Here is a 23,202-nt window from a genome sequence, read left to right as displayed (position 1 = left end):
TCGCAAAGCGGGAGTGCCAAACTCGACACAACCATCGCCGGAAAACGCTCAGCAAGGTCGTCGGCCCGGCACCCTCCTGATGTCACTCCCCCAGACGAGCACTCGCCCTGAACAGGCAGTTCCCCCCGCCCCTTCCGTGAGACGGAAGAGGTATTGCGCCCCGGTGACGCCCTTCCGGACGATGTCGCCATCACCCAATGACGGGAGCCGCAGCCATGCCGCACACCACCGCCTTCGCCAGGAACCAGTGGTACGTAGCCGCCTACAGCCACGAGGTAGGTCGCGACCTGCTCGGCCGGACGATCCTCGGCGAACCCCTCGTCTTCTACCGCACCGAGGACGACGGCACCGCCGTAGCGCTCCACGACCGGTGTGTGCACCGCCGGTTCCCGCTCTCCGAGAGCCGGCTCGACGGGGACCGGATCGTGTGCGGGTACCACGGCTTCACCTACGACACGACGGGCACCTGCGTGTACGTGCCGGGGCAGAAACGCATCCCCCGCACCGCCCGCGTCGCCTCGTACCCGGTGGTCGAGCAGGACGCGCTGGTCTGGGTGTGGATCGGCGACCCTGCGCTCGCGGACCCGCAGGTCATCCCGCGCGCCCCGCACCTCGCCTCCCCCGAGTGGGTCACCGTCAGCGGCATGGAACCGATCGACGCCGACTACGGCCTCCTCGTCGACAACCTCCTCGACCTCTCCCACGAGACGTATCTGCACGGCGGCTACATCGGCTCCCCCGAGGTCGCCGAGACACCGATCACCACCGAGGTCGACGAGGGCGCCGGCGTCGTACGGGTGAGCCGGCACATGGGTGACGCCGAGTGCCCGCCGTTCTACGCCAAGTCCACTGGAATACAAGGGCGGATCACCCGCTGGCAGGACATCGAGTACCACGCGCCGTGCCTGTATCTGCTGCACAGCCGGATCGCCCCGGTCGGCGTACTCCCCGAGGAGGACGGCAGCGACCCGAACGGCTTCCACACCGAGATCACCTACGCCATCACGCCCTCGTCGGACGGCAAGGTGTACGACTTCTGGGCGGTCTCGCGCGACTGGGCCACGGACGACGCCGAGGTCACCGAGTTCCTGCGCGGCAACAACCACACGGTCGTCATGCAGGACGTCGACGCGCTCAACCTCCTTCAGAAGACGCTGGGTTCGGAGCGCGGCGGCTATCAGGAGCTGAGCATCAACATCGACACCGGTGGTCTCGCCGCCCGCCGTATCCTCGCCCGACTGGTCGAGGAGGGCGCCAAGCCCGTGGAGAAGGTCCAGTGACCGCTCCGACCGGCGAGGTCTACCGCATCGACTGGCTGCCGGGGACGGACATCCTGCACGGCACCTGCCACTGCGGGCGCGAGCACACGTCCCAGGACCCGATCGAGATGTGGGAGTGGATGCTCGCCCACCCCCGCGGCCACGCCGTCGACGATGCGCAGGGAGCCGACGCATGACCAGCTACGAGGCCGAACTCGTCGTAGCGCAACGGGAGTTCGCGGCGGACGGCGTCCTCGCCCTCACCCTGCGCCACCCGCTGGGCGAGCAACTCCCCACCTGGGAACCGGGCGCCCACATCGACGTCCTCCTCGGCCCCGGCCTGGAGCGCCAGTACTCACTCTGCGGCGACCCGGCCGACCGTACGACTTGGCGGATCGCGGTACTGCGGGAGCCCGACGGGCGAGGCGGATCGGCGTACGTACACGGGCAGTTGGAGCAGGGTGACAAGGTGCGGGTACGCGGCCCGCGCAACCACTTCCGGCTGGAGCCCGCCCCCCGCTACCGCTTCGTCGCGGGCGGCATCGGCATCACACCCATCCTCCCGATGCTCGCCGCGGTGGAGGCGGCGGGCGCGGAGTGGAACCTGCTCTACGGGGGACGCACCCGCAACTCCCTGGCGTTCACGGAGGAGTTGGGCCGCTACGGCGATCGCGTCACCGTCGCTCCGCAGGACGAGGTCGGACTGCTCGACCTGCCGTCCGTCCTGGACGACGTTCCGGACGGCACCCTCGTCTACTGCTGCGGTCCCGGGCCGCTGCTCGACGCGGTCGAGGCGCGGTGCCCCGGTGACGTCCTGCGCGTCGAGCGGTTCCAGCCCAAGGCCCAAGTCGCGGGCGCGGACGGTGAGTTCGAGGTCGTGCTGGAGCAGAGCGGGAAGACGGTAACCGTCCCGGTGGGCGTGTCCGTGCTCGACACCGTGCGCGCCGCCGGGGTCGAGGTGCTGTTCTCCTGCACCGAGGGCACCTGCGGGACCTGCGAGACCGATGTCCTCGACGGCACCCCGGACCACCGCGACTCGGTGCTGAGCGAGGAGGAACGGGCGGCCGGCGAGACGATGCTCATCTGCGTCTCGCGCTGTCTGGGGAAGCGGCTCGTCCTGGATCTGTGACGACGCGGGCCGGATCCGTAATGACGCCGGACGACACGGCAGGAGCGCACTTCACGACATGGCAGGGACGCACTTCGGTAACTGTCAACAATATTGTGAGCACTAGGCATTGACCTGGCCGCGACGGGGCCCTACGTTCCCGCTCAACACCCGTTGAGCACCACTGTGCGGTGTGCGCACAGCCTGTCGGAACACCGTCGTCTGCACAGGAGTTGCCATGCGTCGTCTGCTCGTCGGCCTCGCGGCCGGATCCATGCTGGTCGCCGCGTCGGCCTGCGGTTCGTCCGGCAACGGAGCGTCGGACAAAACGAGTTCGTCCACCGGCACCACCACGGTCAAGGTGGGGGTCATCCCCATCGTCGATGTCGCCCCGCTCTACCTCGGCCAGAAGGAGGGCTTCTTCAGCAAGCACGGCCTGAAACTGTCGATGACGCTCGCGCAGGGCGGCGCGGCCATCGTGCCGGGTGTGGTCAGCGGCCAGTTCCAGTTCGGCTTCTCCAACATGACCTCCCTGATGCTCGCCGAGTCCAACGACGTGCCTGTGAAGGCCATCGCCAACGGTGTCGCCTCAACGGGCGTGTCCGGCAAGGACTTTGGGGCCCTCGTCGTCAAGAAGGGCAGCTCCCTCAAGTCGGCGAAGGAGCTGGAGGGCAAGAAGGTCGCGGTCAACACGCTGAAGAACATCAACGAGACGGCCGTACGCGAATCCGTCCGCAAGGCCGGCGGCGACCCGGACAAGGTCAAGTTCGTGGAGCTGGCCTTCGACCAGATGCCGGCCGCGCTCGACAAGGGCCAGATCGACGCCGCGATGGCCGTCGAACCGGCGCTCACCACCATGTTGAGCCAGGGCGCCCAGCAGATCGCCTGGCCGCTGGTGGACGTCGCGCCGAACCTCACCGTCGCCATGTACTTCACGTCGACGGCGTACGCGGCCAAGAACCCCGCCGTGGTGAAGAAGTTCCAGGAGGCCACCGCCGAGTCGCTGGCCTACGCCGACGCCCACCCGGACGAGATCCGGCAGATCGTGGCCACCTACACCAAGGTCCCCGCCGGCGTGCTGGCCAAGGTGATCCTGCCCAAGTGGCCCGCCGATCCCAACCGTTCGTCGATCGAGACGCTGGAGAAGCTGAGCGTGACGGACGGCCTCTTCAAGACGGCTCCCGACCTGGACAAGCTGCTTCCGTGAGGGGACTGAACACCGCACTCGGTGCGGCCGGACTCGCGGCCTTCCTCGCCCTCGGCGAGGTCGTGCCGCGCGTCGGCATCGTCAAGGAGGCCTACTTCCCGCCGACCAGCAGGATCGCGTCCGCATTCGTGGACGAACTCAAGGACGGCGCGTTCTGGTCGGCGCTCGGCGACACCCTCACCGGCTGGGCCCTGGGCCTGGCGATCGCCGTCGGCGCGGGCATCGTCGTCGGCGTCCTGCTCTCCGTCGTCCCCCACCTCCGCGAGGCGACCGCGTCGACGATCGAGTTCCTGCGCCCGATCCCGTCGGTCGCCCTCATCCCCCTCGCGGTGCTGTTGTACGGCACCGAACTCCGCTCAGTGCTATTGCTCGTCGTCTACGCCTCCTTCTGGCAGATCCTGATCCAGGTCCTCTACGGCGTCCAGGACGTCGACCCGGTCGCCGAGGAGACGGCACGGTCGTACGGTCTCGGCACCTGGGCCCGGGTCCGGCACGTGCTGTGGCCGAGCGCGCTGCCGTACGTCATGACCGGCGTGCGGCTGGCGGCGGCCGTCGCGCTGATCCTCACCATCACCGCCGAACTGGTCATCGGGGCACCGGGGTTGGGCGCGACCATCGCGGTCGCCCAGACCTCGCAGGCGGTACCGGAGATGTACGCGCTGATCGTGGTGACCGGTCTGCTGGGGCTGCTCATCAACGTCGGCGCCCGCACCGTGGAGCGGCGGGCGCTGGCCTGGCACCAGTCGGTGCGCGGGGAGGTGGCGGTGTGAGGCGGATCCTGCTCCGGTTGCTGTTCGCGGTCGCGCTGCCGGCCGTGCTGATCGCCCTGTGGTGGCTGGCGTCGGACGGCAGCACCAACGTGTACTGGCCACCACTGCGCACGATTCTCAGGACCTTCCCCGACGTATGGACCGGCGCCCGCCTCAAGACGGACGTCCTGCCCAGCGTCCTGCGGCTCACGGCGGGTTACGCCTCGGCGGCCGTCGTCGGTGTCGCGCTCGGCACGGTGATCGGCTCGTACCGCCGGGTGCGCGCGGTGTGCGAACCGGTCCTGGAGTTCCTGCGGGCGGTCCCGCCACCGGTGTTGGTCCCGGTCATCATGCTGTTCGCGGGCATAGGCGACACGATGAAGATCGTGGTCATCGCGAGCGGCTGCGTCTGGCCCGTCCTCCTCAACACGGTCGAGGGCGTCCGCGCGGTCGACCCCGTCATGAAGGAAACAGCCCTCTCCTACGGCGTCACGGGCGTCGCCCGGCTGCGCACGCTGGTGCTGCGCTCGGCGAGCCCGCAGATCTTCGCGGGGCTGCGCCAGGCGCTGTCCATCGGGATCATCCTCATGGTCATCAGCGAGATGTTCGCGGCCACCGACGGGCTGGGCTTCACCATCGTCCAGTTCCAACGCAGCTTCGCCATCCCGGACATGTGGACGGGCATCCTCGTCCTCGGGATGCTGGGGTTCCTGCTCTCCGTCGTCTTCCAGGTGGTCGAGCGGCGGGTGCTCGGCTGGTACCACGGCCTGCGCGAGGCCGCCCGCCGAACCCCGTGAACATCGTGAAAGGGCGGTCCATGCACGCGCAACTCGACGTATCCGGCCTGAAGAAGGTCTACGAGGGTTCCGGCCGCCGGGTGGAGGCGGTGCGGGACCTCACCTTCACCGTCGACGCCGGCGAACTCGTCTGTCTCGTCGGCCCGTCGGGCTGCGGCAAGACCACTCTGCTGAAGTGCATGGGCGGGCTGCTCACCCCGACCGCGGGCGAAGTCCTCCTGGGTGGACGGAAGGTGAGCGGTCCGCCGCCCGGGATGGCGTTCGTGTTCCAGGAGTACGGGCGCAGCCTCTTCCCCTGGATGCGGGTCGGCGAGAACGTCGAACTCCCCTTGAAGCAGAAGAACTTGTCGAAGGCGCGACGGCGTGAGCTGGTCGCGGACGCGCTGGAGTCGGTGGGGCTGACGGAGGCCGCGGGGGCGTATCCGTGGCAGTTGTCCGGCGGGATGCAGCAGCGGGTCGCGATCGCGCGTGCGCTGGCGTACGAGCCCGAAGTCCTGCTGATGGACGAGCCGTTCGCGGCGGTCGACGCGCAGACCCGGGCCGATCTGGAGGATCTGGTACGGGGGTTGTGGCGGGAGCGGGGCATCACGATCCTGTTCGTGACCCACGACATCGACGAGGCCGTGTACTTGGGCGAGCGGGTGGTCGTGCTGTCGGCGTCGCCGACCGTGGTGCAGGAGCAGCTGAAGGTCGATCTGCCCGTGGAGCGGGACCAGTTGCACACCCGGGTCGCCCCGCGCTTCGCCGAACTGCGGACCCATGTGTACGAGCAGATCCAGGCGGCGAAGCGCGGGACGCTTCCGGTTCAGGACCGACTCACGAAGTGAGATAGGCCTCCACTTCGCTCAACTGCCCTGCGGGCCAGCCGGTGTTGGCGGTGACGTTGAGCCGCAGGTAGCGCAGGTTCGTGCCGCTCGGCAGGGCCACGGTGACCGTGTTCCCGGTCGCCGGGTCGAAGCGGTAGCCGGTGGAGCCGACGACGGTCGAGTAGGCGGAGCCGTCGGTGCTGCCCAGCACGGACAGCGTCTGCGTGCGGGCGCCCCACGCGGAGGACGGCGGCAGCTTCAACACCACTCTGCGCACTGCCTGGTTGGAGCCGAGGTCGACCGTCCAGGCCTGCGGGAAGGCGTTGTTGGCGGACTCCCAGTAGGTGTTCGCGTCGCCGTCGACCGCCTTGCCCGGCGTGTAGACGTCCTGCGAGCCGGTCGCGGTGGCGGGGCGGCCCTTGGCGAGGTTGGTGTTCTGGTCCGGGGGCGGGTTGCCCTGTCCGGGCTGCGGCCAGGTCGAGCAGTCCGACCAGGTGCTGCTCCAGCCGGAGTTGCCGCCACCGTCGGTGAGGCTGAAGGCCCCGGAGCCGGACGGGTAGGGGCAGTTGTAGATGCCGACCGCGCCGACGCCGGTGGCCTGCACGTTGCTGAACTTGGCGGCGCCCTGCGCCTCGGCCTGGACGACGACCGTGCCGGTGTTCTGCACGCTCGCACCGCTCACGGTGACGTTGCCGGTCGAGTAGCCGTGCCCGCCGCCGGACACGAACTCGAAGGCGCTGTACGGGCTGTTGGTGATGGTCGTGTTGGTGATGTTGACCGTCGCGTTGACCGCGCTGTCGTACGAGTCGACGCGCAACGCGCCCATGGGATGGCCCCAGTTGGGGTTGATCGCGCCGGTGCGGACGAGGGTGTTGCCGTCGACCGTGATGGTCCCGGCGAGTGGGGAGAAGGGGTCGAGGAACTTCTGGTTGGAGATCGCGATGCCGCTGCCGAGGGCGTTGGTGTCGGAGACCAGGTTGTTCCTGACCGCGATGTTGGTGCCGCCGTAGACCGCGATGCCGTTGGCGAGGTTCGGCTGGGAGATGGTGTTGTTCTCGAAACTGCTGTTGGTGTCCGGGGAGTTGAGCGACCACATGGCGAGGGAGTCGTCGCCCTGGTCGCGGAGGAAGTTGTTGCGGACGATGACGCCGTGGGCGCTGCCGTTGAGGTTGAGGCCGTCGGCGGTGGTGTCGAGGATGCGGTTGTTCTCGACGACGAGGTTGTCGTTGTTGCCCGTCAGCCAGAGGCCGACCTTCAGGTGCTGGATCCACATACCGGAGACCGAACTGCCCGGCCCCAGCGACCCGTTGACGAAGTTGTCGGGGTTGGAGTCGACGCGTTCGGTGACCTCTCCGATGACGGCGAAGTCCTTGATGTGGACGCCGCCGGAGGAGCTGGACTGGTCGATGAAGCGCGAGGTGTGCACGACCGAGTACCACTGGCCGGCGCCCTGGAGCGTCACGTTCTGCACACCGCTGAGGGAGGAGGTGAGGCGGTAGTCGCCCGGCGGGATCCACACCACTCCCCCTTGCGCGGCGGAGATGGCGTCGCGGAAGGCCTGGGTGGAGTCGCCCGAACCGCTGGGGTCGGCGCCCTTGGAGACCACGGACACCGAACCGGCGGGCTGCGCGGCGGCCCCGGCGACCTGCTCGAAGTCGGCTACGTCGACGGTGACTTGGGTGCCCGTCGACACGAACACGACCTTGTCGCCCTGCTGCACGTTCTGGCCGAGCAGGAGGCGGGAGTTGTCGAAGAAGTGGTGCGTCTTGGCGCCCGCGATCCAACTCGTATCCACGTACGAGTACTTGGACGTGACGGCGAGCGTCCTGCTGATCTTGACGCCGTTGACGTACACGTCGAGGCTGCCGCTCTGGCCGTCCGGGACGTTGTAGGACACGTTCACGGCGTTGGCCGCGCGCGGCACGGTGAACTCGACGCGCTGCCCGGAAGTGAGCCGTACGGCCTGCCGTCCGGAGGCCTCGGAGGCGAGGGTCCCCTGGGTGTAGTCGGGACCGATCCTGGTCCCGCTGGTGGTGGCCGACTCGGCCTCGACGGAGGTGAAGGGGAGGGAGGCGCCCGAGGCGGCGTGGGCGGCGGCCGGGGTCAGGGCGACGAGCGTGCCGGCGGCGAGCGCGACAGCCGTACCGATGATTGGCATGCGCCTGACAGATCGGAAGGTGGTGCTGTGCATGTGCTGATCCCTTCGAGGTGGGGGTGCGGGGATAGCGGATGCAGGGTGACGGCCGAGGGCCGGCGGCTATGCGGTGTGCAGCCAGGCGGCCGTGTCCCGCGGCAGGCGTCCCTGGTCGTCCAGGGGACCGCTGGTCAGCAGAAGTCGGGTGTGGACGGGAAGGTCGGCGGGTGCGTCGGCGAGGTTGACCACGCAGATCACGCCCTCCGCGCGGGCGAAGGCGAGGACGCCTTCGGGGGCGGGCAGCCAGGTGAGGGGGCCGTCGCCGAAGACCGGCCGGAGGCGGATCGCGTCGCGGTAGAGGTTGAGCATGGAGTCGACGGTCCGCTGCTGACGGTCGACCGCATACGATGTCCAGCCGGCCGGCTGCGGCAGCCACGGCTCACCGCGCGAACCGAAGCCCGCGTACGGTGCTCCCTCGGCCCAGGGCAGCGGCACCCGGCAGCCGTCACGGCCGGGATCCGTGCCGCCGGACCGGAGGTACATCGGATCCTGTATGCGGTCGACGGGCAGCTCGACCTCGGGCAGCCCCAGCTCCTCCCCCTGGTAGAGGTAGACCACTCCGGGCAGGGCCAGCGACAGCAGGGCGGCCGCCCGCGCGCGCCGGGTGCCCAGCGCGAGGTCGGTCGGGGTGCCGAAGGCCTTGGTGGCGAAGTCGAAGCCGGTGTCGGCGCGGCCGTAGCGGGTGACCGTGCGGGTCACGTCGTGGTTGCACAGGACCCAGGTGGCGGGCGCGCCGATCGGGGCGTGCTCGGCGAGGGTCTCGTCGATCGAGGCGCGCAGTCGCTCCGGGTCCCAAGGGCAGGACAGGAAGGCGAAGTTGAAGGCGGTGTGCAGTTCGTCGGGGCGCAGGTAGCGGGCGAAGCGTTCGGTGTCGGGGAGCCAGACCTCGCCGACGAAGACGGCGCCGTACTCGTCGGCGACGGCCCGCCAGGAGCGGTAGATGTCGTGGAGTTCGTCGCGGTCGACGAAGGGGTTGGGGTCGCGGCCCTCGACGAAGTCGGGCAGGGCGGGGTCCTTGGCGAGCAGCGCCGCCGAGTCGATGCGGACGCCCTCGACGCCGCGCTCGAACCAGAAGCGCAGGATGTCCTCGTGCTCCTGACGCACCGCCGGGTGGGCCCAGTTGAGGTCGGGCTGTTCGGGGGTGAACAGGTGGAGGTACCAGTCGCCGTCGGGGAGGCGGGTCCACACGGGTTCGGTGGAGCCGGCGAACTGCGACGGCCAGTCGTTGGGCGGGAGTTCACCGTGTGCGCCGCGTCCGGGGCGGAAGTGGAACAGGTCGCGTTCGGGGCCGCCGGCGAGGGCGGCACGGAACCACGGGTGCTGGTCGGAGACGTGGTTGGGCACGATGTCGACGATCGTGCGGATGCCCAACTCCCGTGCCTCGGCGATGAGTTTCTCCGCCTCGGCGAGCGAGCCGAAGGCCGGGTCGATGGCGCGGTAGTCGGCGACGTCGTAGCCGCCGTCCTTCATCGGTGACAGGTACCAGGGGTTGAACCACAGGGCGTCCACGCCGAGTTGGGCGAGATACGGCAGTCGGGAGCGGACGCCCGCGAGGTCGCCGGTGCCGTCGCCGTCGCCGTCCGCGAAGCTGCGGACGTAGACCTGGTAGATGACGGCGGAGCGCCACCAGTCGTCCTGGCTCTGGGCAGGGGTGGGCTGTCCCACGGTGCTGGCCTTTCTGTCGGGGGCGTCGAAGGGGGCGGTGTCAGCCCTTCGTGCTGCCCGCGCTGATCCCGGCGATGATGTGCCGCTGGAAGACCAGGAACATCGCGACCATGGGGATGCTCGCGATCACCATCGCGGCGATGAGCACGGTCAGTTGGATGTTCTGGGACAGCTGGACGAGTGCCACGCTGATCGGCTGTTTGTCGGTGTCGGAGAAGACCATCAGCGGCCACAGGAAGTCCTGCCAGACGGCGACGAGCGCGAAGATCGACACGACGCCGAGCACGGGCCGGGACATGGGCAGCACGATGGACCACAGGATGCGGAGTTTCCCGGCGCCGTCGATCTCGGCGGCCTCCATGACGTCGCGCGGGAGCTGGTCGAAGAACCGCTTGAGGAGATACAGGTTGAAGGCGTTGGCGACGGCGGGGAGCCAGATGCCGAGGGGGCTGTTGAGCAGGCTGGTGTGGATCAGCGGGAGGTCGGCGGCGGTCAGGTACTTCGGTACGACGAGTGCCTGGGCCGGGACCATCAGCGTCGCCAGGATGCCGCCGAGGATCAACTTGCCGAAGGCGGGCTTGAGTTTGGACAGGGCGTAGGCGGCGGCCGTGCAGAGGACCAGTTGGAACGCCCAGGCGCCGGCGGCCTGGACGACCGTGTTCCACAGGTGCTCCGGGAGCTGCATCAGGGACCAGGCGTCGGTGTAGCCGCTGAGGTGCCAGTGCTTGGGGATGATCGTGGGCGGGGTCTGCGCGATCTCGTCCGGCGACTTCATCGCGCCGGTGACCATCCAGTAGACGGGGAAGAGGAAGGCGAGCGCGAAGAGCACGACGACGCCGGTGAACACCGTCCAGTAGACGGCCTTTCCGCGCGGCCGGGCGAGGGTCGCCGGGGAGAGCAGCGTGCGGGTGGTCACAGGTCGTCCTCTCCGGAGCGGGTCAGCCGCAGATAGAGGGCCGAGAAGACGCCGAGCAGCACGAGGAGCATCACGCTGAGCGCGCAGGCGCCGCCGAAGTCGTTGTAGAGGAAGGCGTATTTGTAGATCAGGTAGAGGACGGTGACGGTGGCGCTCTCCGGTCCGCCGCCGGTGATGACGAACGGTTCGGTGAACACCTGCATCGTGGCGATGATCTGAAGGAGCATCAGCATCAGGATGACGAACCGGGTCTGAGGGACCGTCACATGCCGGACGCGTTGCAGGAGGCTCGCGCCGTCCAGTTCGGCGGCCTCGTACAGCTCGCCGGGGATGGACTGGAGTGCGGCCAGGTAGATCAGGACGGTGCCGCCCAGGTTGGCCCAAGTGGCCACGATCACCAGGGAGATGAGAGCGGTGTCGGTGCCGTTGGACCAGTTCGAGGTGGGCAGGTGCAGGAAGCGCAGCGTCTCGTTGGCGAGGCCCGCTCCCGGGTCGTAGAACCACTTCCACAGCAGGGCGGTGACCACCGGGGGGATCATCACCGGGAGGTAGACGACGACTCGGAAGAAGGCCTTCCAGTGCCTCAACTCGTTGAGGACGAGGGCGAGTACGAACGGGATCGCGAAGCCGATGAGCAGGGCCAGCAGGGTGAAGACGAGGGTGTTGCGCCAGGCCGCGGTGAACTCGGGGTCGTGCCAGACCTGGGTGAAGTTGGCGGTGCCGACCCACTCGGGCGAGGAGCCGGGCGTGTACTTCTGGAAGGCGATCACGACCGCGCGGATCGCCGGGTACCAGGAGAACAGGGCGAAGCAGATCAGGCCGCCGATGAGGAAGGCGTAGGCACGGGCCTGGTCGATGAGGCGGCGCCGCCCCCGGCCCCCTGCCGGGGGCGGCGCCTCGACCTGTCGTTCCGCCGTCGGCTCGACGGGACTCCGGGTGGCCGTCCGGGTCATCGGGTCAGCCCCGGGCCAGGATGCCGTCGATCTTTCCGGAGGCGTCCTTGAGGAGTTGGTCGATGTTCGCGTCCTTCTTGGTGAGGACGGCGGAGACGGCTCCGTCGAGCACGGAGTAGATCTGCTGGGCGTCCGGCGGCTCGATCTTCATCTGCAGGGACTGGTTGCCGTCGAGGAAGGCCTGGTAATTGGCCACCGGGACATTGGAGTTGGCCTTCTTGACCTGCTGGTCCTTGGCGTCGGCGGCCCCGGTGAACAGGCGCGGTTCGGGCAGTCCCACAGGCGCGTTGGCCTTCTTGGCGCGGGCGTAGTCGCCGAGGAAACCGCTGCCCGGGGTGAGGAACATGCTGTCGAGCCACTTGAGGCCGGCGCGGATCTGGGCGGGCGTGTCGTGCTTGTTGAACATGTAGCCGTCGCCGCCGATGAGCGTGCCCTGGCCGCCGGGCATCGGGCCGAGGGCGAGGTCGTCGTAGTTGCCGCCCTTCTCCTTGACCAGGATCGGGATGTTGTCCGGCGCGGAGAGGTACATGCCGAGCTTGCCCGAACCCATCAGCTGCTGCACGTCGTTGATGACCAGGAGCTGCTTGCTGCCCATCGAGTTGTCGGTCCAGCGCATGTCGTGCAGGTTCTGCAGCACGGCGTGGCCCTGGGGCGTGTCGATGGTGGCCTTCTTGCCGTCGGCGCTGACGACGTCGCCGCCCTGCGAGTACATCTCGGCGGTGAAGTGCCAACCCCCTTGGTTCTGGGCGCTGTAGTCGGCGTAGCCGATGGTGCCGTTGCCGAGGGCGGCTATCTTCTTGGCGTCGGCCCGGACCTCGGCCCAGGTCGTCGGCGCCTTGTCGGGGTCGAGGCCGGCCTGCTGGAAGAGCTTGCGGTTGTAGATCAAGCCCATCGAGTAGCCGGTGCGCGGGATGCCGTAGATCTTGCCGTCGACGGTGTAGATGTCACGCAGCTGCTTCTGCAGCGTGTCGTAACTCTTCAACTCCTTGATGTACGGCGTGAGATCGGCGGCCTGGTTGATGTCGACGACGTGCTTGGCGTCGGTGAAGTACGTGTAGAACACGTCCTCCATCTGGCCGCCGGCGAGCTTGGCGTCGAAGGTCTTCGGGTCCTGGCAGGGGAACGCGTCATGGGTGACGACGTCGATGTCCGTGTTCTTCTTCTCGAAGGCCGCGACATCGGAATCGAAGAACTTCCGGTCGACCTTGGCGCTCTTGGGCGGCTCGCAGTTGACCGTGATGCGTGTCTTGCCACTCGCCGAGTCGTCGCCGGACCCGCAGGCGGCGGCGGTGAGCGCGAGAGAACAGACGCCGATCGCGGCGAAGGTGCGGCGGAACCCGGTGCTTCTCATCGGTGGACCCCTCTGGGCAGGAGCGGTGGGCGCCGCACACTCAAGCACCGCCGACACCTGTCCGCAAGATGTCGCGCAGAATCTGTAATTATTCGACAGCGCGGTGACTATCAGCCGCGCGGGGCTTGCGCGGTGGAACCACGCACTACCAGTTCCGGTTCGAAGAGCAGCTCTTCGGCCGGTACGGCGGTGCCGCCGACCTGTGAGTTCAGGAGTTCCACGGCGGCCCGGCCCATGGCCTCGATGGGCTGGCGGACGGTGGTCAGCGGGGGCTCGGTGCAGTTCATGAAGGCGGAGTCGTCGTAACCCACGACAGAAATTTGTGACGGGACGTCAAGTCCCTTGCGGCGGGCGGCCCTTACCGCGCCCAGGGCGAGCGGGTCGCTGGCGCAGATGATGCCGGTGACCCCCCGGTCGATGAGCCGGGAGGCGGCGGCGTGGCCGCCCTCGATGGAGAAGATGGCGCGGGCGACGAACTCGTCGGGCAGGTCGGCCGCGAGGGCACGCGCGGCGGCCAGCTTCCGTGCGGACGGCATGTGGTCGGCGGGGCCGAGGACGAGGCCGATGCGCTCGTGGCCGAGGGAGGCGAGGTGCCGCCAGGCCTGCTCGACGGCGACCGCGTCGTCGCAGGACACGGCGGGGAAGCCGAGGTGGTCGATGGCCGCGTTGACCAGGACGACCGGGATGTTGCGCTCGGCGAGCAGCCGGTAGTGGTCGTGCGGCGCGTCCGCCTGCGCGTAGAGCCCGCCGGCGAACACGACGCCGGAGACCTGCTGTTGGAGCAGCAGGGTCACGTAGTCGGCCTCGGAGACGCCACCCTTGGTCTGGGTGCACAGCACCGGGGTCAGGCCGAGTTGGGCGAGCGCGCCGCCGATCACCTCGGCGAAGGCGGGGAAGATGGGGTTCTGCAGCTCGGGCAGCACCAGACCCACGAGCCGCGCGCGTTCCCCGCGCAACTGCGTGGGCCGCTCGTAGCCGAGCACGTCCAGGGCGGAGAGCACCGCCTGCCGGGTGGGCTCGGAGACTCCGGGTTTGCCGTTGAGCACCCGGCTGACCGTGGCCTCGCTGACCCCGACCTTCTTCGCCACCTCAGCAAGTCGTCGCGTCATGTGCGCAAGAATAGCGCAAGATACGCAAGTGGTTTGCGTTACGGGGTGGTCGAATGAAGTCGATCACGACTCCGTACGGCTCCCGGCCCCGGTCAGTCGTGGGCCGCCCACAGTCCGCGGACGTGTCCCAGGTGCCGGGTCATGATCTCACGCACGGCCCCCTTGTCGCGGTCCAACAGCGCGTCCAGCAGCTCCAGATGCTCCTGCGCGGAGGCCAGCAGCCGACCCGCCTTGACGAGAGCGGTCAGCCCGTAGAGGCGGGAACGCCCCCGCAGATCACCGACGACCTCGACGAGGTGGGCGTTGCCCGCAAGCGCGAGCAGGCCGAGGTGGAAGCGGGTGTCCGCCTCGACGTACGCGATGAGGTCACCGGCCACGGCCGCGTGGACGATCTCCCGGGCGGCCGGGCGCAGCGCCTCCAGCGAGACGGGGTCGGCGGTCCCGGCCAGCCCCACCACCGTGGGGATCTCGATCAGCGCGCGGATGTGCGTGTACTCGTCGAGCTGCTTCTCCGAGACGGCGGTGACCCGGAACCCCTTGTTCGGGACGGTGTCGACCAGCCCCTCCTTCGCAAGGTCCAGCATGGCCTCGCGCACCGGGGTCGCCGAGACACCGAAGCGGGCGGCGAGCGTCGGCGCGGAGTACACCTCGCCCGGCCGCAGCTCCCCCGCGATCATCGCGGCCCGCAGGGCGTCGACGACCCGCTCGCGGTAGCTGCTCTTCTTGCCGCCCAGCGTGGGCAGATCCGGAGCGGTGGTGGGCGGGGCGCTGGCTCGCTGGACGGCCATCGGAGGTCTCCTAGTGGTGCAATGTCACACACGGTGCAATGTCACGCGTGACCGGCAATTATCCCCGATCTAGAGGATGAATCCGCCCGGGAACGGATCGGCGGGATCGAGCAGGTACTGGGCGGTGCCGGTGATCCAGGCACGTCCGGTGAAACTGGGCAGGACGGCGGGGACACCGGCGACCTCGGTGGTGTCGAGAAGCCGTCCGGTGAACTGCGTGCCGATGAAGGACTCGTTCACGAACTCGGTGTGCAGCGGGAGTTCACCGCGCGCGTGGAGCTGCGCCATGCGGGCGCTGGTGCCCGTGCCGCAGGGCGAGCGGTCGAACCAGCCCGGGTGGATCGCCATCGCGTGCCGGGAGTGCCGCGCGGTGGCGCCGGGCGCGTACAGGTGGACGTGATGGCAGCCGCGAATGGAGTCGTCCTCGGGGTGGACGGGCTCGTCCCGGTCGTTGATCGCCTCCATGAGGGACAGGCCCGCCTTGATGATGTCGTCCTTGCGGGCCCGGTCGAAGGGCAGCTCGAACTGGTCCAGCGGCAGGATGGCGTAGAAGTTCCCGCCGTACGCCATGTCGTATGTCACCGTCCGCCCGTCGGCGAGGGTGATCTCGCGGTCCAGGCCGACGGAGAACGACGGGACGTTCTTGAGGGTGACGTTCTTCGCGGCGCCGTTCTCGACGGCGACCTCGGCGACGACCAGTCCGGCCGGGGTGTCGAGCCGGATCGTGGTGACCGGCTCGACGACCTCGACCATGCCCGTCTCGACGAGCACGGTGGCCACGCCGATCGTGCCGTGCCCGCACATCGGCAGATAGCCGGAGACCTCGATGTAGACGACGCCCCAGTCGCAGTCGGGGCGGGTGGACGGCTGGAGGATGGCACCGCTCATCGCGGAGTGGCCGCGCGGCTCGTTCATCAGGAACTGCCGGATCCGGTCGCGGTGTTCGCGGAAGTACAGCCGCCGCTCGTTCATGGTCGCGCCGGGGATCGTGCCGATGCCGTCGGTGATCACGCGGGTGGGCATGCCCTCGGTGTGCGAGTCGACGGCGTGCAGGACGAGTTTGCTGCGCATGACGCTCCTGGTGAATGCCGGTGAACCACTGTGCCGTTGGCTACGCGAGTCCGGCCGCGACCACCCTCTCGGTGGCAGTGCGCACCGCGGTCTCCTGCTCGGGCAGCAGCGGGACGCGCGGCGGACGGACCGGGCCGCCGTGCCGGCCGACGATGTCCATGGACAGCTTGATGGCCTGCACGAACTCCACCTTGGAGTCCCAGCGCAGCAGCGGGTGCAACTGCTCGTACAGCTTCTTCGCCGTGGCCAGATCGCCGTCGACGGCCGAGTGGTACAGCTCGACGGACGCGGCGGGCAGGGCGTTCGGGTAACCGGCCACCCAACCCTTCGCACCCGCGAGCGCGAGCTCCAGCAGGACGTCGTCCGCGCCGATCAACAGGTCGAGTTCCGGGGCGAGTTCGGCGAGCTGGTAGGCACGCCGGACATCGCCGGAGAACTCCTTGACGGCATGGATGTACCCCTCGCCGTGCAGCTTCGCGAGCAGTTCGGGCACCAGGTCGACCTTGGTGTCGATGGGGTTGTTGTACGCCACGATCGGCACGCCCGCCTTCGCGACCTCCGCGTAGTGCGCGAGGACCGAACGCTCGTCGGCACGGTACGCGTTGGGCGGCAGCAGCATCACGGAGGCGCAGCCGGCGTCGCGCGCCTGCTCGGCCCAGCGGCGGGACTCGGCGGAGCCGTAGGCGGCGACACCGGGCATCACGCGCGCCCCGCCGATCGCGGCGACGGCCGTCTCGACGACCTTGGCGCGCTCCTCGGGCGTGAGCACCTGGTACTCGCCGAGCGAGCCGTTCGGCACGACACCGTCGCAGCCGTTGTCGACGAGCCACGAGCAGTGCTCGGCGAACTTGTCGTGGTCGACGGCGAGTTCGTCGGTCAGCGGGAGGGCGGTGGCGACGAGGACGCCGCGCCAGGGGCGGTTCGCGGTGGGGGTGGTCATGTGCGGTCGGTTCCCATCTGAATAGGGTGTGACATTTTACTGATGGACAGGGCGTACGGTCATTCCGGCTCGGCTTCGGACTCGGACTCGGGCTCGGCCCCTCCGGCACGGGCCAGCACCCCGAGCGGTACGGGCCGCGCGAACGGCCGCCGGGACGGGGTGAGTTGGCACCCGGCCAGCCCCGCGACCGCGGGCCCGCACATCCGCCCCTGACACCAGCCCATCCCGGCCCGCGTCAGCAGCTTCACGGTGCGTACGTCACCGGCGCCGAGCCCGTCCACGGCCTCGCGGATCGCGCCCCCGGTGACCTCCTCGCAACGGCAGACCACGGTGTCGTCGGTGACGAGATCGGTCCAACGGGCGGGCGGTGCGTACACGGTGTCGAGCGCCGCGAAGAACTCCCGCAGTCTCGTACGGGACTTGGCGGCCGGCGCCCAGGTGCGCGGGTCGGGTTCGTTGCCGTTCAGGCGTGCCGCGGCGGAGCGTCCCGCGATGTGGCCCTCGGCGAGGGAGAGGGCGGCGCCGCCGATGCCGGTGGTCTCGCCGGCCGCCCAGACGCCGGGGACGTCGGTGCGCTGCTCGTCGTCGACGTGGACGTCGAGTCCGTCGAGTCGGCAACCAAGCGTCTCCGCGAGGTCGGTGTGCGGAAGCATGCCGTGGCCGACGGCGAGGGTGTCGCAGGCGATCCGGCGTTCGGTGCCGGGCCGGACCCGCCCGTCGGTGTCGAGCGCGGCGACGGTCACCGCCTCCAGCCGCTCGTCACCGTGGGCCTCCACGACGGTGTGCCGGGTGAGCACCTTCACGCGGTGGCGCAGGAGTTGGGCCGCGTACTGGGCACCCTCGGCGACCTTGCCGGGCTGCGCGGCGAGCGCGCGGGTCCGTCGTAGGAACGCCTTGGGGTCGGCGGACTCGACGAGCGCGGCCACCTCGACTCCGGCTGCCGCGAGGCCTGTTGCCACGGGGAGGAGGAGCGGGCCGGTACCGGCGACCACGGCGGTGCGTCCGGAGACGGCGAGGGTGCCCTTGAGCATGGCCTGGGCGCCGCCCGCGGTGAGGACTCCGGGAACGGTCCAACCGGGGAACGGGAGGATCTTCTCGTAGCCGCCGGTGGCGAGGAGGACGGCGTCTGCGCGCACCTCGACCGGGGACTCCTGGGCGGGACCGAGGAGGGCGTGCACGGTGAAGGAGTTTCGGTCGGCGTCACCGGGCCGTCGGTTCAACCGCCGCTCCACGAGCCACACATGATGATCCGTCAAGACCCTTACGTGGCCTGCCTCCACGTGTTGCGCGAGGGCGTCCCTCAGCCGCTCCCATGTCCGCCACTGGTGGTGCAGGGCCTGCGGGCGTCCGGCGTTCAGTTCGGTGGCGGGTTGTCGGTAGAACTGGCCGCCCGCCCGCGCCGCCGAGTCGATCAGGGTGACGCGGACGCCGTCGGCCGCGGCGGCGACGGTGGCGGCGAGTCCCGCCGGGCCCGCGCCGATCACGGCGAGGTGCGGTCGGCCGTCAGTCATCGAGGCCCGTCCCCTCCTGCGTACGGATGGCGTCGCCCGGATGCAGAGGCACCAGGCAAGCCCGTTGGTTCGGGCGGGAGTTGACGGTGACGAGGCAGTCGTAGCAGACGCCGATCCCGCAGAAGATGCCGCGGGGCCGACCTTCGCCCCGGGTGGTGCGCCAGGACGTCACGCCCGCCGTCCACAGGGCGGCGGCGACGGTCTGGCCGGGGAGGGCCTCGATCGCGCGGCCGTCGAGGGTGACCGTGAAGGCGGGGCCCGGGTGGGCGTCGGCGAGGTGAAGTGGGGTGTTCACGCGTCCTCCTCGGGGAACTCGGGGAAACGGTCGGGCCGGAAGGGGGCCGGGTCGAGGTCCGGGGTCTTGTCGCTCAGCAGTTGGGCGATCAAGTGCCCTGTACCGGTGGCGAGTCCGATGCCCGCACCCTCGTGCCCGCAGGCGTGGACGAGGCCGGGGACCCGGGGGTCGGGGCCGATGGCGGGCAGGTGGTCCGGCATGTACGGGCGGAAGCCGAGGTAGGAGCGCATCGCGTGGACGTCGGCAAGGAACGGGAACAGTTTCGTCGCGCCCGCCGCCAGCGCCCGTACGACCGGCAGCGAAAACTCCCGGTCGAAACCGACGCGTTCGCGGCTCGCACCGATCAGGACCGGTCCAGCGGCCGTGCCCTCCACGACCGGCGAGGTCTGCAGGGCGGCCGAGTCGCTGGCCACGTCGGCCACGTAGTCGGCGGCGTACACCTTGTGGCGGACCAGGCGGGGCAGCGGTTCGGTGACGAGGACGAAGCCGCGGCGCGGAAGGACGGGGAGGGTGACTCCGGCGAGAGCGGCGAGTTCGCCGCCCCAGGTGCCGGCGGCGTTGACGACGGTGGGGGCGAGGATGTCACCCCCGTCGGTGCGGACGCCTTGGACCGTTCCATCTGCCTTGAGGAGTACGTCCGTCACCGTGCGGCCGGTGAGCAGGCGGGCACCCGAGGCCCGCACGAGGTGGGCCGCGGCGAGGGCTGGCATCACCTGGCAGTCCTGGGGGTAGTACACGCCGCCCGGGAGGCCGGGGGTGAGGTGGGGTTCGAGGTCGTACAGGACGTCGCCTTGGACCGGTCCAGCGACGACTCCCGCGGTGCGCTGCTGCTCGGCGAAGCGCTCCAGCGCGGCGAGCCCGTCAGGCGTGGAGGCCACGACGAGGCCGCCCTTCGCCTCGTACTCGACGAACTCCCCCAGTTCCTCGGCGAGTTGTGCCCACAGGCGGCCGGAGAGGAGGGCCAGGTCAAGTTCCGGGCCCGGCTCCTTGTCGGAGACGAGCAGGTTGCCCTCGCCGGCGCCGGTCGTGCCGCCGGAGACCGGGCCACGGTCCACGATGACGACATCGAGGCCCGCCCGGGCCGCGTAGAGGGCGCAGGCCGCGCCCACCACTCCGGCTCCGACGACCACGACATCGCAGGTCAGTCGCTTGCTCACAGCAGTACTATGTCACATGACTCTCTAGCTCGGTATGTTCCGACGCGATGTTCCGACGCGACCGTCACCACCCGGGATCACCACCCGGAATCACCACACTCTGACTCACCACACCCTGAATCACCGCACACGGAAGAGGTACCCGACGTGGCCAAGGGCCGAAAGAACGGTCTGTACCGAGGAATCTCCGACGAGCTGTCCGCCCTGATGCGGACCGGTTGGGCCGACACCGAGCGCACGGATCTGGAGCCGACCGAGCAGGCACCGCACGCGGCGCGCCGCCGGGCCGCGCTGTCCGCGCTCTTCCCGGGCGAGCGCCTCGTCGTACCGTCCGGGAAGCTCCTGATCCGCTCGAACGACGACCACCACCCGTTCCGCCCGTACTCCGGCTATGTGCATCTCACCGGCGACCAGGCACGCGACGGTGCCCTGGTCCTGGAGCCCCGCCCCGACGGCGGCCACGACGCGCACTGCTACCAACTCCCCCGCGACAGCCGGGACACCGACGAGTTCTGGACCGGCTACACCGCCGAGTTGTGGATGGGCCGCCGCCGCTCGCTGGCCGAGTCGGCACTGGTGCTCGGCCTGCCCTGCCGTGACATCCGGACGATCACCGACGATCTGGCGAAGACCTCCGGGACACCCACCCGCATCGTCCGCGGCGTCGACCCGGCCCTGGACGCCGCGCTCGACACCGACGAGGAACGCGACGACGAGTTCGAGTCGGCCGTCTCCGGGCTGCGGCTGATCAAGGACGCGTGGGAGATCGGCGAGATGCGCCGGGCCGTCGACTCCACGGTGCGCGGATTCACCGATGTCGTACGGGAGTTGTCACAGGCGGTCGCCACCTCGGAGCGCTGGATCGAGGGCACGTTCTTCCGCCGGGCCCGCGTCGAGGGCAACCATGTCGGCTACGGCTCGATCTGCGCCGCCGGTGAGCACGCCACGATCATGCACTGGACCGACAACGACGGCCCGGTGCGCCCCGGTGAACTCCTCCTGCTGGACGCGGGAGTCGAGACACACAGCCTCTACACCGCCGACGTCACCCGCACCCTCCCGATCAACGGCACGTTCTCCCCGGTCCAACGCACCGTCTACGACGCGGTGTTCGAGGCCCAGGAGGCCGGCATGGCGGCGGTGAAACCGGGTGCGCACTACCGGGACTTCCACGAGGCAGCCCAACGGTCCCTGACCGAACGGCTGGTGGAGTGGGGTTTCATCGAGGGACCGGCCGAGCGGGCCTACGAGCTGTCGCTCCAGCGGCGGTTCACCATGGCGGGCACCGGGCACATGCTCGGGCTCGACGTCCACGACTGCGCCCAGGCACGCAGCGAGGAGTACGTGGACGGGGTCCTCGAACCCGGGATGGTGCTCACCGTCGAGCCGGGCCTGTACTTCCAGCCCGACGACCTCACGGTGCCGGAGGAGTGGCGGGGCATCGGCGTCCGAATCGAGGACGATCTGCTGGTGACGGCGGACGGCTACGAGAACCTGTCGGCGGGGTTGCCGCGCTCGGCCGACGAAGTCGAGGCGTGGATGAGGGAGTTCGCGGGCTGAGTGCGTCGGCTGGTCACCCTGACAAGCAGGGTGACCAGCCGTCAGACGCGGCTCGCGGTGGCCGTGTCGGCGGACAGGCGCTGGGCGACGTAGATCGGGAGTACGGAGAGCAGGACGAGTATCGCGGCCACCACGTTGACGACCGGGGCCTGTTGGGGGCGCGTCATGTTGTTGAAGATCCAGATCGGGAGGGTCTCGATGCCGGGTCCGGCGGTGAACGTGGTCACCACGATCTCGTCGAAGGACAGCGCGAACGCGAGCAGTCCGCCCGCGAGGAGCGCCGAGCGCACCAGCGGGAAGGTGACGTCGACGAAGGCGCGGAAGGTGTCGGCGCCCAGGTCCATCGCGGCTTCCTCGTACGACCCGGAGGTGCGCCTGAGGCGGGCGACGACGTTGTTGAAGACGACGACGATGCAGAAGGTGGCGTGCCCGACGATCACCGTGAACAGGCCGAGGCCCACGCCGAGCGGCTCAAGTACCTTACTGAACGCCGAGTTGAGGGCGATGCCCGTGACGATGCCGGGCAGCGCGATCGGCAGGACGACCACGAAGGAGATGGCGTCGCGGCCGAAGAAGCGGTAGCGGGCGACCGCGAAGGCGATCAGGGTGCCGAGCACCAGGGCGATGGCGGTGGCGCCGAGGCCGGCCTTCACGGAGACCCAGAGGGCCGCGCGGGCGCCGGAGTTCTGCCAGGCGACCGACCACCAGTGGAAGGTCAGGGTGGACGGCGGCCAGCTCGCGCTGCGGTCCGGGTTGAGGGAGTTGACCAGGACGAGCAGGAGCGGGACGTAGATCAGCGCGAAGCCGAACCCGGCGGCCACGCGCAGGGCGAAACACGCGGAACGGGAGAGCTGCATGACATGTCACCCCCTTCAGAGGCGGTCGAGGCTGTCGGGAATCATCTACAGGCTGCTGAGTGCGCCCGTGCGGCGCATCGCGAGCAGGTACACCACGATGACGACGACCGGGACGGTGCCGAGGGCGGCGGCCATGGGCAGGTTGAGTTCGATGTTGGAGTAGACGAGGTTGCCGATCAGCTGGGTCTTGCCGCCGACGATCTGCACGGTGATGTAGTCGCCGAGGCTGAGCGAGAAGGTGAAGATCGAGCCGGCGGCGACGGACGGCAGCACCATCGGCAGCACGACCGAGCGGAAGGTCCGCCCGGCCCGCGCGCCCAAGTCCGCCGACGCGTCAAGGAGGTTGGCGGGCAGCTGCTCCAGCGCGGTGTGGATCGGCAGGACCATGTACGGCAGCCAGAGGTACGTGAGCGTGAGGACGGTCGCCGGTAGTCCGAACCCGGGTCCGCTCAGGCCGAACGGCTTCAACATCCAGTCGGCCAGGCCGCCTTGGGACAGGATGAGCCGCCACGCGTACACCTTGACGAGGTAACTGGCCCACAGCGGCGTGAGGATGGCGACCACGAGCAGCGGGCGCCACCGGGGCTTGGCGACGCGGGCCGTGTAGAAGGCGAGCGGGAGCGCGATCACGGCGCACAGGACCGTGACGGCGAGCGCGACGCCGATGCTGCGCAGGATGACCTGCCGGTACACGGGCACCGTGAACAGTTCGTGGAAGTTGTCGGTGGACCAGACCTTCACCACCTCGGAGGTGAAGGAGTCCGTCGTCCAGAACGCGGAGACGAACAGCACGCTCAGGGAGCCGAGATAGAGCACGGCGAGCCACAGCAGCGGTGCGGTGAGCAGCAGGGAGAGCCGTAGCCGGGGGCGCCGGTACAGTGCCCCCGCGGTCCGGTTCAGCAGGGACAC

At 69.5% G+C, this 23,202-nt stretch carries 22 protein-coding genes; 8 read left to right on the top strand and 14 right to left on the bottom strand.

The genetic code is table 11. The features are described 5' to 3' along the window. Window positions 1-215 precede the first annotated feature (215 nt). The 7 genes from OG407_RS41455 (at window position 216) to OG407_RS41425 (ending at window position 5,947) form a co-directional block, all read left to right on the top strand. Window positions 216-1,280 (top strand): aromatic ring-hydroxylating dioxygenase subunit alpha, encoded by a 1,065-nt coding sequence (locus tag OG407_RS41455; protein WP_033281660.1) that lies wholly within the window; start codon window positions 216-218, stop codon window positions 1,278-1,280. After that, a complete protein-coding gene (locus tag OG407_RS41450; protein WP_327399957.1) occupies window positions 1,277-1,456 on the top strand; it encodes a hypothetical protein in 180 nt (59 codons plus the stop codon). The genes OG407_RS41455 and OG407_RS41450 overlap by 4 nt, the downstream gene beginning before the upstream one ends. Beyond that, window positions 1,453-2,388: a PDR/VanB family oxidoreductase gene (locus tag OG407_RS41445; RefSeq protein ID WP_405865423.1), complete on the top strand. Its 936-nt coding sequence runs from the start codon at window positions 1,453-1,455 to the stop codon at window positions 2,386-2,388. Before OG407_RS41450 ends, OG407_RS41445 begins: the two co-directional genes overlap by 4 nt. Before the next feature lie 217 nt (window positions 2,389-2,605). Further along, on the top strand, window positions 2,606-3,574 hold the full coding sequence (locus tag OG407_RS41440) for an ABC transporter substrate-binding protein (RefSeq protein ID WP_405865421.1): 969 nt from the start codon (window positions 2,606-2,608) through the stop codon (window positions 3,572-3,574). Further along, window positions 3,571-4,344: an ABC transporter permease gene (locus tag OG407_RS41435; protein WP_405865419.1), complete on the top strand. Its 774-nt coding sequence runs from the start codon at window positions 3,571-3,573 to the stop codon at window positions 4,342-4,344. Before OG407_RS41440 ends, OG407_RS41435 begins: the two co-directional genes overlap by 4 nt. Further along, on the top strand, window positions 4,341-5,120 hold the full coding sequence (locus OG407_RS41430) for an ABC transporter permease (protein WP_405865417.1): 780 nt from the start codon (window positions 4,341-4,343) through the stop codon (window positions 5,118-5,120). Before OG407_RS41435 ends, OG407_RS41430 begins: the two co-directional genes overlap by 4 nt. Window positions 5,121-5,140: 20 nt before the next feature. Beyond that, window positions 5,141-5,947, top strand: coding sequence for an ABC transporter ATP-binding protein (locus tag OG407_RS41425; RefSeq protein WP_327399962.1), 807 nt, complete (start codon window positions 5,141-5,143; stop codon window positions 5,945-5,947). Here the strand turns inward: OG407_RS41425 and OG407_RS41420 are convergent. The 12 genes from OG407_RS41420 to OG407_RS41365 all read right to left on the bottom strand — a co-directional run bounded on the left by OG407_RS41420 (window position 5,937) and on the right by OG407_RS41365 (window position 19,876). Beyond that, the gene (locus OG407_RS41420) at window positions 5,937-8,117 is read right to left on the bottom strand and encodes a discoidin domain-containing protein (RefSeq protein WP_405865414.1); all 2,181 of its coding nucleotides are present in this window, start codon (window positions 8,115-8,117) and stop codon (window positions 5,937-5,939) included. The two genes, OG407_RS41425 and OG407_RS41420, sit on opposite strands and share 11 nt — an antisense overlap. 66 nt (window positions 8,118-8,183) lie before the next feature. After that, window positions 8,184-9,785 carry a glycoside hydrolase family 13 protein gene (locus OG407_RS41415; protein ID WP_405865412.1) on the bottom strand — a complete coding sequence of 534 codons (1,602 nt, stop codon included), beginning with the start codon at window positions 9,783-9,785 and terminating at the stop codon, window positions 8,184-8,186. A gap of 40 nt (window positions 9,786-9,825) precedes the next feature. Continuing rightward, window positions 9,826-10,701, bottom strand: coding sequence for a carbohydrate ABC transporter permease (locus tag OG407_RS41410; protein ID WP_327399965.1), 876 nt, complete (start codon window positions 10,699-10,701; stop codon window positions 9,826-9,828). Then, window positions 10,698-11,654, bottom strand: a complete 957-nt coding sequence (locus tag OG407_RS41405) for a carbohydrate ABC transporter permease (RefSeq protein ID WP_405865410.1) — start codon at window positions 11,652-11,654, stop codon at window positions 10,698-10,700. The genes OG407_RS41410 and OG407_RS41405 overlap by 4 nt, the downstream gene beginning before the upstream one ends. A gap of 4 nt (window positions 11,655-11,658) precedes the next feature. Continuing rightward, the gene (locus OG407_RS41400; RefSeq protein WP_327399967.1) at window positions 11,659-13,005 is read right to left on the bottom strand and encodes an extracellular solute-binding protein; all 1,347 of its coding nucleotides are present in this window, start codon (window positions 13,003-13,005) and stop codon (window positions 11,659-11,661) included. Between the two features lie 110 nt (window positions 13,006-13,115). Beyond that, window positions 13,116-14,114 carry a LacI family DNA-binding transcriptional regulator gene (locus tag OG407_RS41395; RefSeq protein WP_403585941.1) on the bottom strand — a complete coding sequence of 333 codons (999 nt, stop codon included), beginning with the start codon at window positions 14,112-14,114 and terminating at the stop codon, window positions 13,116-13,118. 92 nt (window positions 14,115-14,206) lie between these two features. Further along, entirely contained in the window at window positions 14,207-14,902 is a 696-nt protein-coding gene (locus OG407_RS41390; RefSeq protein WP_405865407.1) for a GntR family transcriptional regulator, read from the bottom strand. A 69-nt stretch (window positions 14,903-14,971) separates the two neighbouring features. After that, window positions 14,972-15,973 carry a proline racemase family protein gene (locus tag OG407_RS41385; protein ID WP_405865405.1) on the bottom strand — a complete coding sequence of 334 codons (1,002 nt, stop codon included), beginning with the start codon at window positions 15,971-15,973 and terminating at the stop codon, window positions 14,972-14,974. A gap of 40 nt (window positions 15,974-16,013) precedes the next feature. Beyond that, a complete protein-coding gene (locus OG407_RS41380; protein WP_405865403.1) occupies window positions 16,014-16,913 on the bottom strand; it encodes a dihydrodipicolinate synthase family protein in 900 nt (299 codons plus the stop codon). 59 nt (window positions 16,914-16,972) lie between these two features. Beyond that, window positions 16,973-18,424 carry an FAD-dependent oxidoreductase gene (locus tag OG407_RS41375; RefSeq protein ID WP_405865401.1) on the bottom strand — a complete coding sequence of 484 codons (1,452 nt, stop codon included), beginning with the start codon at window positions 18,422-18,424 and terminating at the stop codon, window positions 16,973-16,975. After that, the gene (locus OG407_RS41370; protein ID WP_405865399.1) at window positions 18,417-18,719 is read right to left on the bottom strand and encodes a (2Fe-2S)-binding protein; all 303 of its coding nucleotides are present in this window, start codon (window positions 18,717-18,719) and stop codon (window positions 18,417-18,419) included. The genes OG407_RS41375 and OG407_RS41370 overlap by 8 nt, the downstream gene beginning before the upstream one ends. Then, window positions 18,716-19,876 (bottom strand): NAD(P)/FAD-dependent oxidoreductase, encoded by a 1,161-nt coding sequence (locus OG407_RS41365; RefSeq protein ID WP_405865397.1) that lies wholly within the window; start codon window positions 19,874-19,876, stop codon window positions 18,716-18,718. Before OG407_RS41365 ends, OG407_RS41370 begins: the two co-directional genes overlap by 4 nt. Window positions 19,877-20,023: 147 nt before the next feature. Between OG407_RS41365 and OG407_RS41360 the strand changes: the two genes are divergently transcribed. After that, a complete protein-coding gene (locus tag OG407_RS41360) occupies window positions 20,024-21,436 on the top strand; it encodes an aminopeptidase P family protein (RefSeq protein WP_405865395.1) in 1,413 nt (470 codons plus the stop codon). 41 nt (window positions 21,437-21,477) lie between these two features. Here OG407_RS41360 and OG407_RS41355 read toward each other — a convergent pair whose 3' ends face one another. After that, window positions 21,478-22,293 carry an ABC transporter permease gene (locus OG407_RS41355; RefSeq protein ID WP_405865393.1) on the bottom strand — a complete coding sequence of 272 codons (816 nt, stop codon included), beginning with the start codon at window positions 22,291-22,293 and terminating at the stop codon, window positions 21,478-21,480. A 45-nt stretch (window positions 22,294-22,338) separates the two neighbouring features. Next, window positions 22,339-23,202: an ABC transporter permease gene (locus OG407_RS41350; RefSeq protein ID WP_328676353.1), complete on the bottom strand. Its 864-nt coding sequence runs from the start codon at window positions 23,200-23,202 to the stop codon at window positions 22,339-22,341.

Origin of the sequence: Streptomyces sp. NBC_01515, from assembly GCF_045040345.1 — a bacterium.
GTDB lineage: Bacteria > Actinomycetota > Actinomycetes > Streptomycetales > Streptomycetaceae > Streptomyces.
This window is presented reverse-complemented; position numbering and strand designations above follow the sequence as displayed.

Bases quoted from the DNA above. Each gene is read 5' to 3' on its own strand.
- OG407_RS41455 (WP_033281660.1), top strand. From the start codon at position 216: ATGCCGCACACCACCGCCTTCGCCAGGAACCAGTGGTACGTAGCCGCC.
- OG407_RS41445 (WP_405865423.1), top strand. From the start codon at position 1,453: ATGACCAGCTACGAGGCCGAACTCGTCGTAGCGCAACGGGAGTTCGCG.
- OG407_RS41440 (WP_405865421.1), top strand. From the start codon at position 2,606: ATGCGTCGTCTGCTCGTCGGCCTCGCGGCCGGATCCATGCTGGTCGCC.
- OG407_RS41425 (WP_327399962.1), top strand. From the start codon at position 5,141: ATGCACGCGCAACTCGACGTATCCGGCCTGAAGAAGGTCTACGAGGGT.
- OG407_RS41420 (WP_405865414.1), bottom strand. From the start codon at position 8,117: ATGCACAGCACCACCTTCCGATCTGTCAGGCGCATGCCAATCATCGGT.
- OG407_RS41405 (WP_405865410.1), bottom strand. From the start codon at position 11,654: ATGACCCGGACGGCCACCCGGAGTCCCGTCGAGCCGACGGCGGAACGA.
- OG407_RS41400 (WP_327399967.1), bottom strand. From the start codon at position 13,005: ATGAGAAGCACCGGGTTCCGCCGCACCTTCGCCGCGATCGGCGTCTGT.
- OG407_RS41395 (WP_403585941.1), bottom strand. From the start codon at position 14,114: ATGACGCGACGACTTGCTGAGGTGGCGAAGAAGGTCGGGGTCAGCGAG.
- OG407_RS41390 (WP_405865407.1), bottom strand. From the start codon at position 14,902: ATGGCCGTCCAGCGAGCCAGCGCCCCGCCCACCACCGCTCCGGATCTG.
- OG407_RS41385 (WP_405865405.1), bottom strand. From the start codon at position 15,973: ATGCGCAGCAAACTCGTCCTGCACGCCGTCGACTCGCACACCGAGGGC.
- OG407_RS41380 (WP_405865403.1), bottom strand. From the start codon at position 16,913: ATGACCACCCCCACCGCGAACCGCCCCTGGCGCGGCGTCCTCGTCGCC.
- OG407_RS41375 (WP_405865401.1), bottom strand. From the start codon at position 18,424: ATGACTGACGGCCGACCGCACCTCGCCGTGATCGGCGCGGGCCCGGCG.
- OG407_RS41355 (WP_405865393.1), bottom strand. From the start codon at position 22,293: ATGCAGCTCTCCCGTTCCGCGTGTTTCGCCCTGCGCGTGGCCGCCGGG.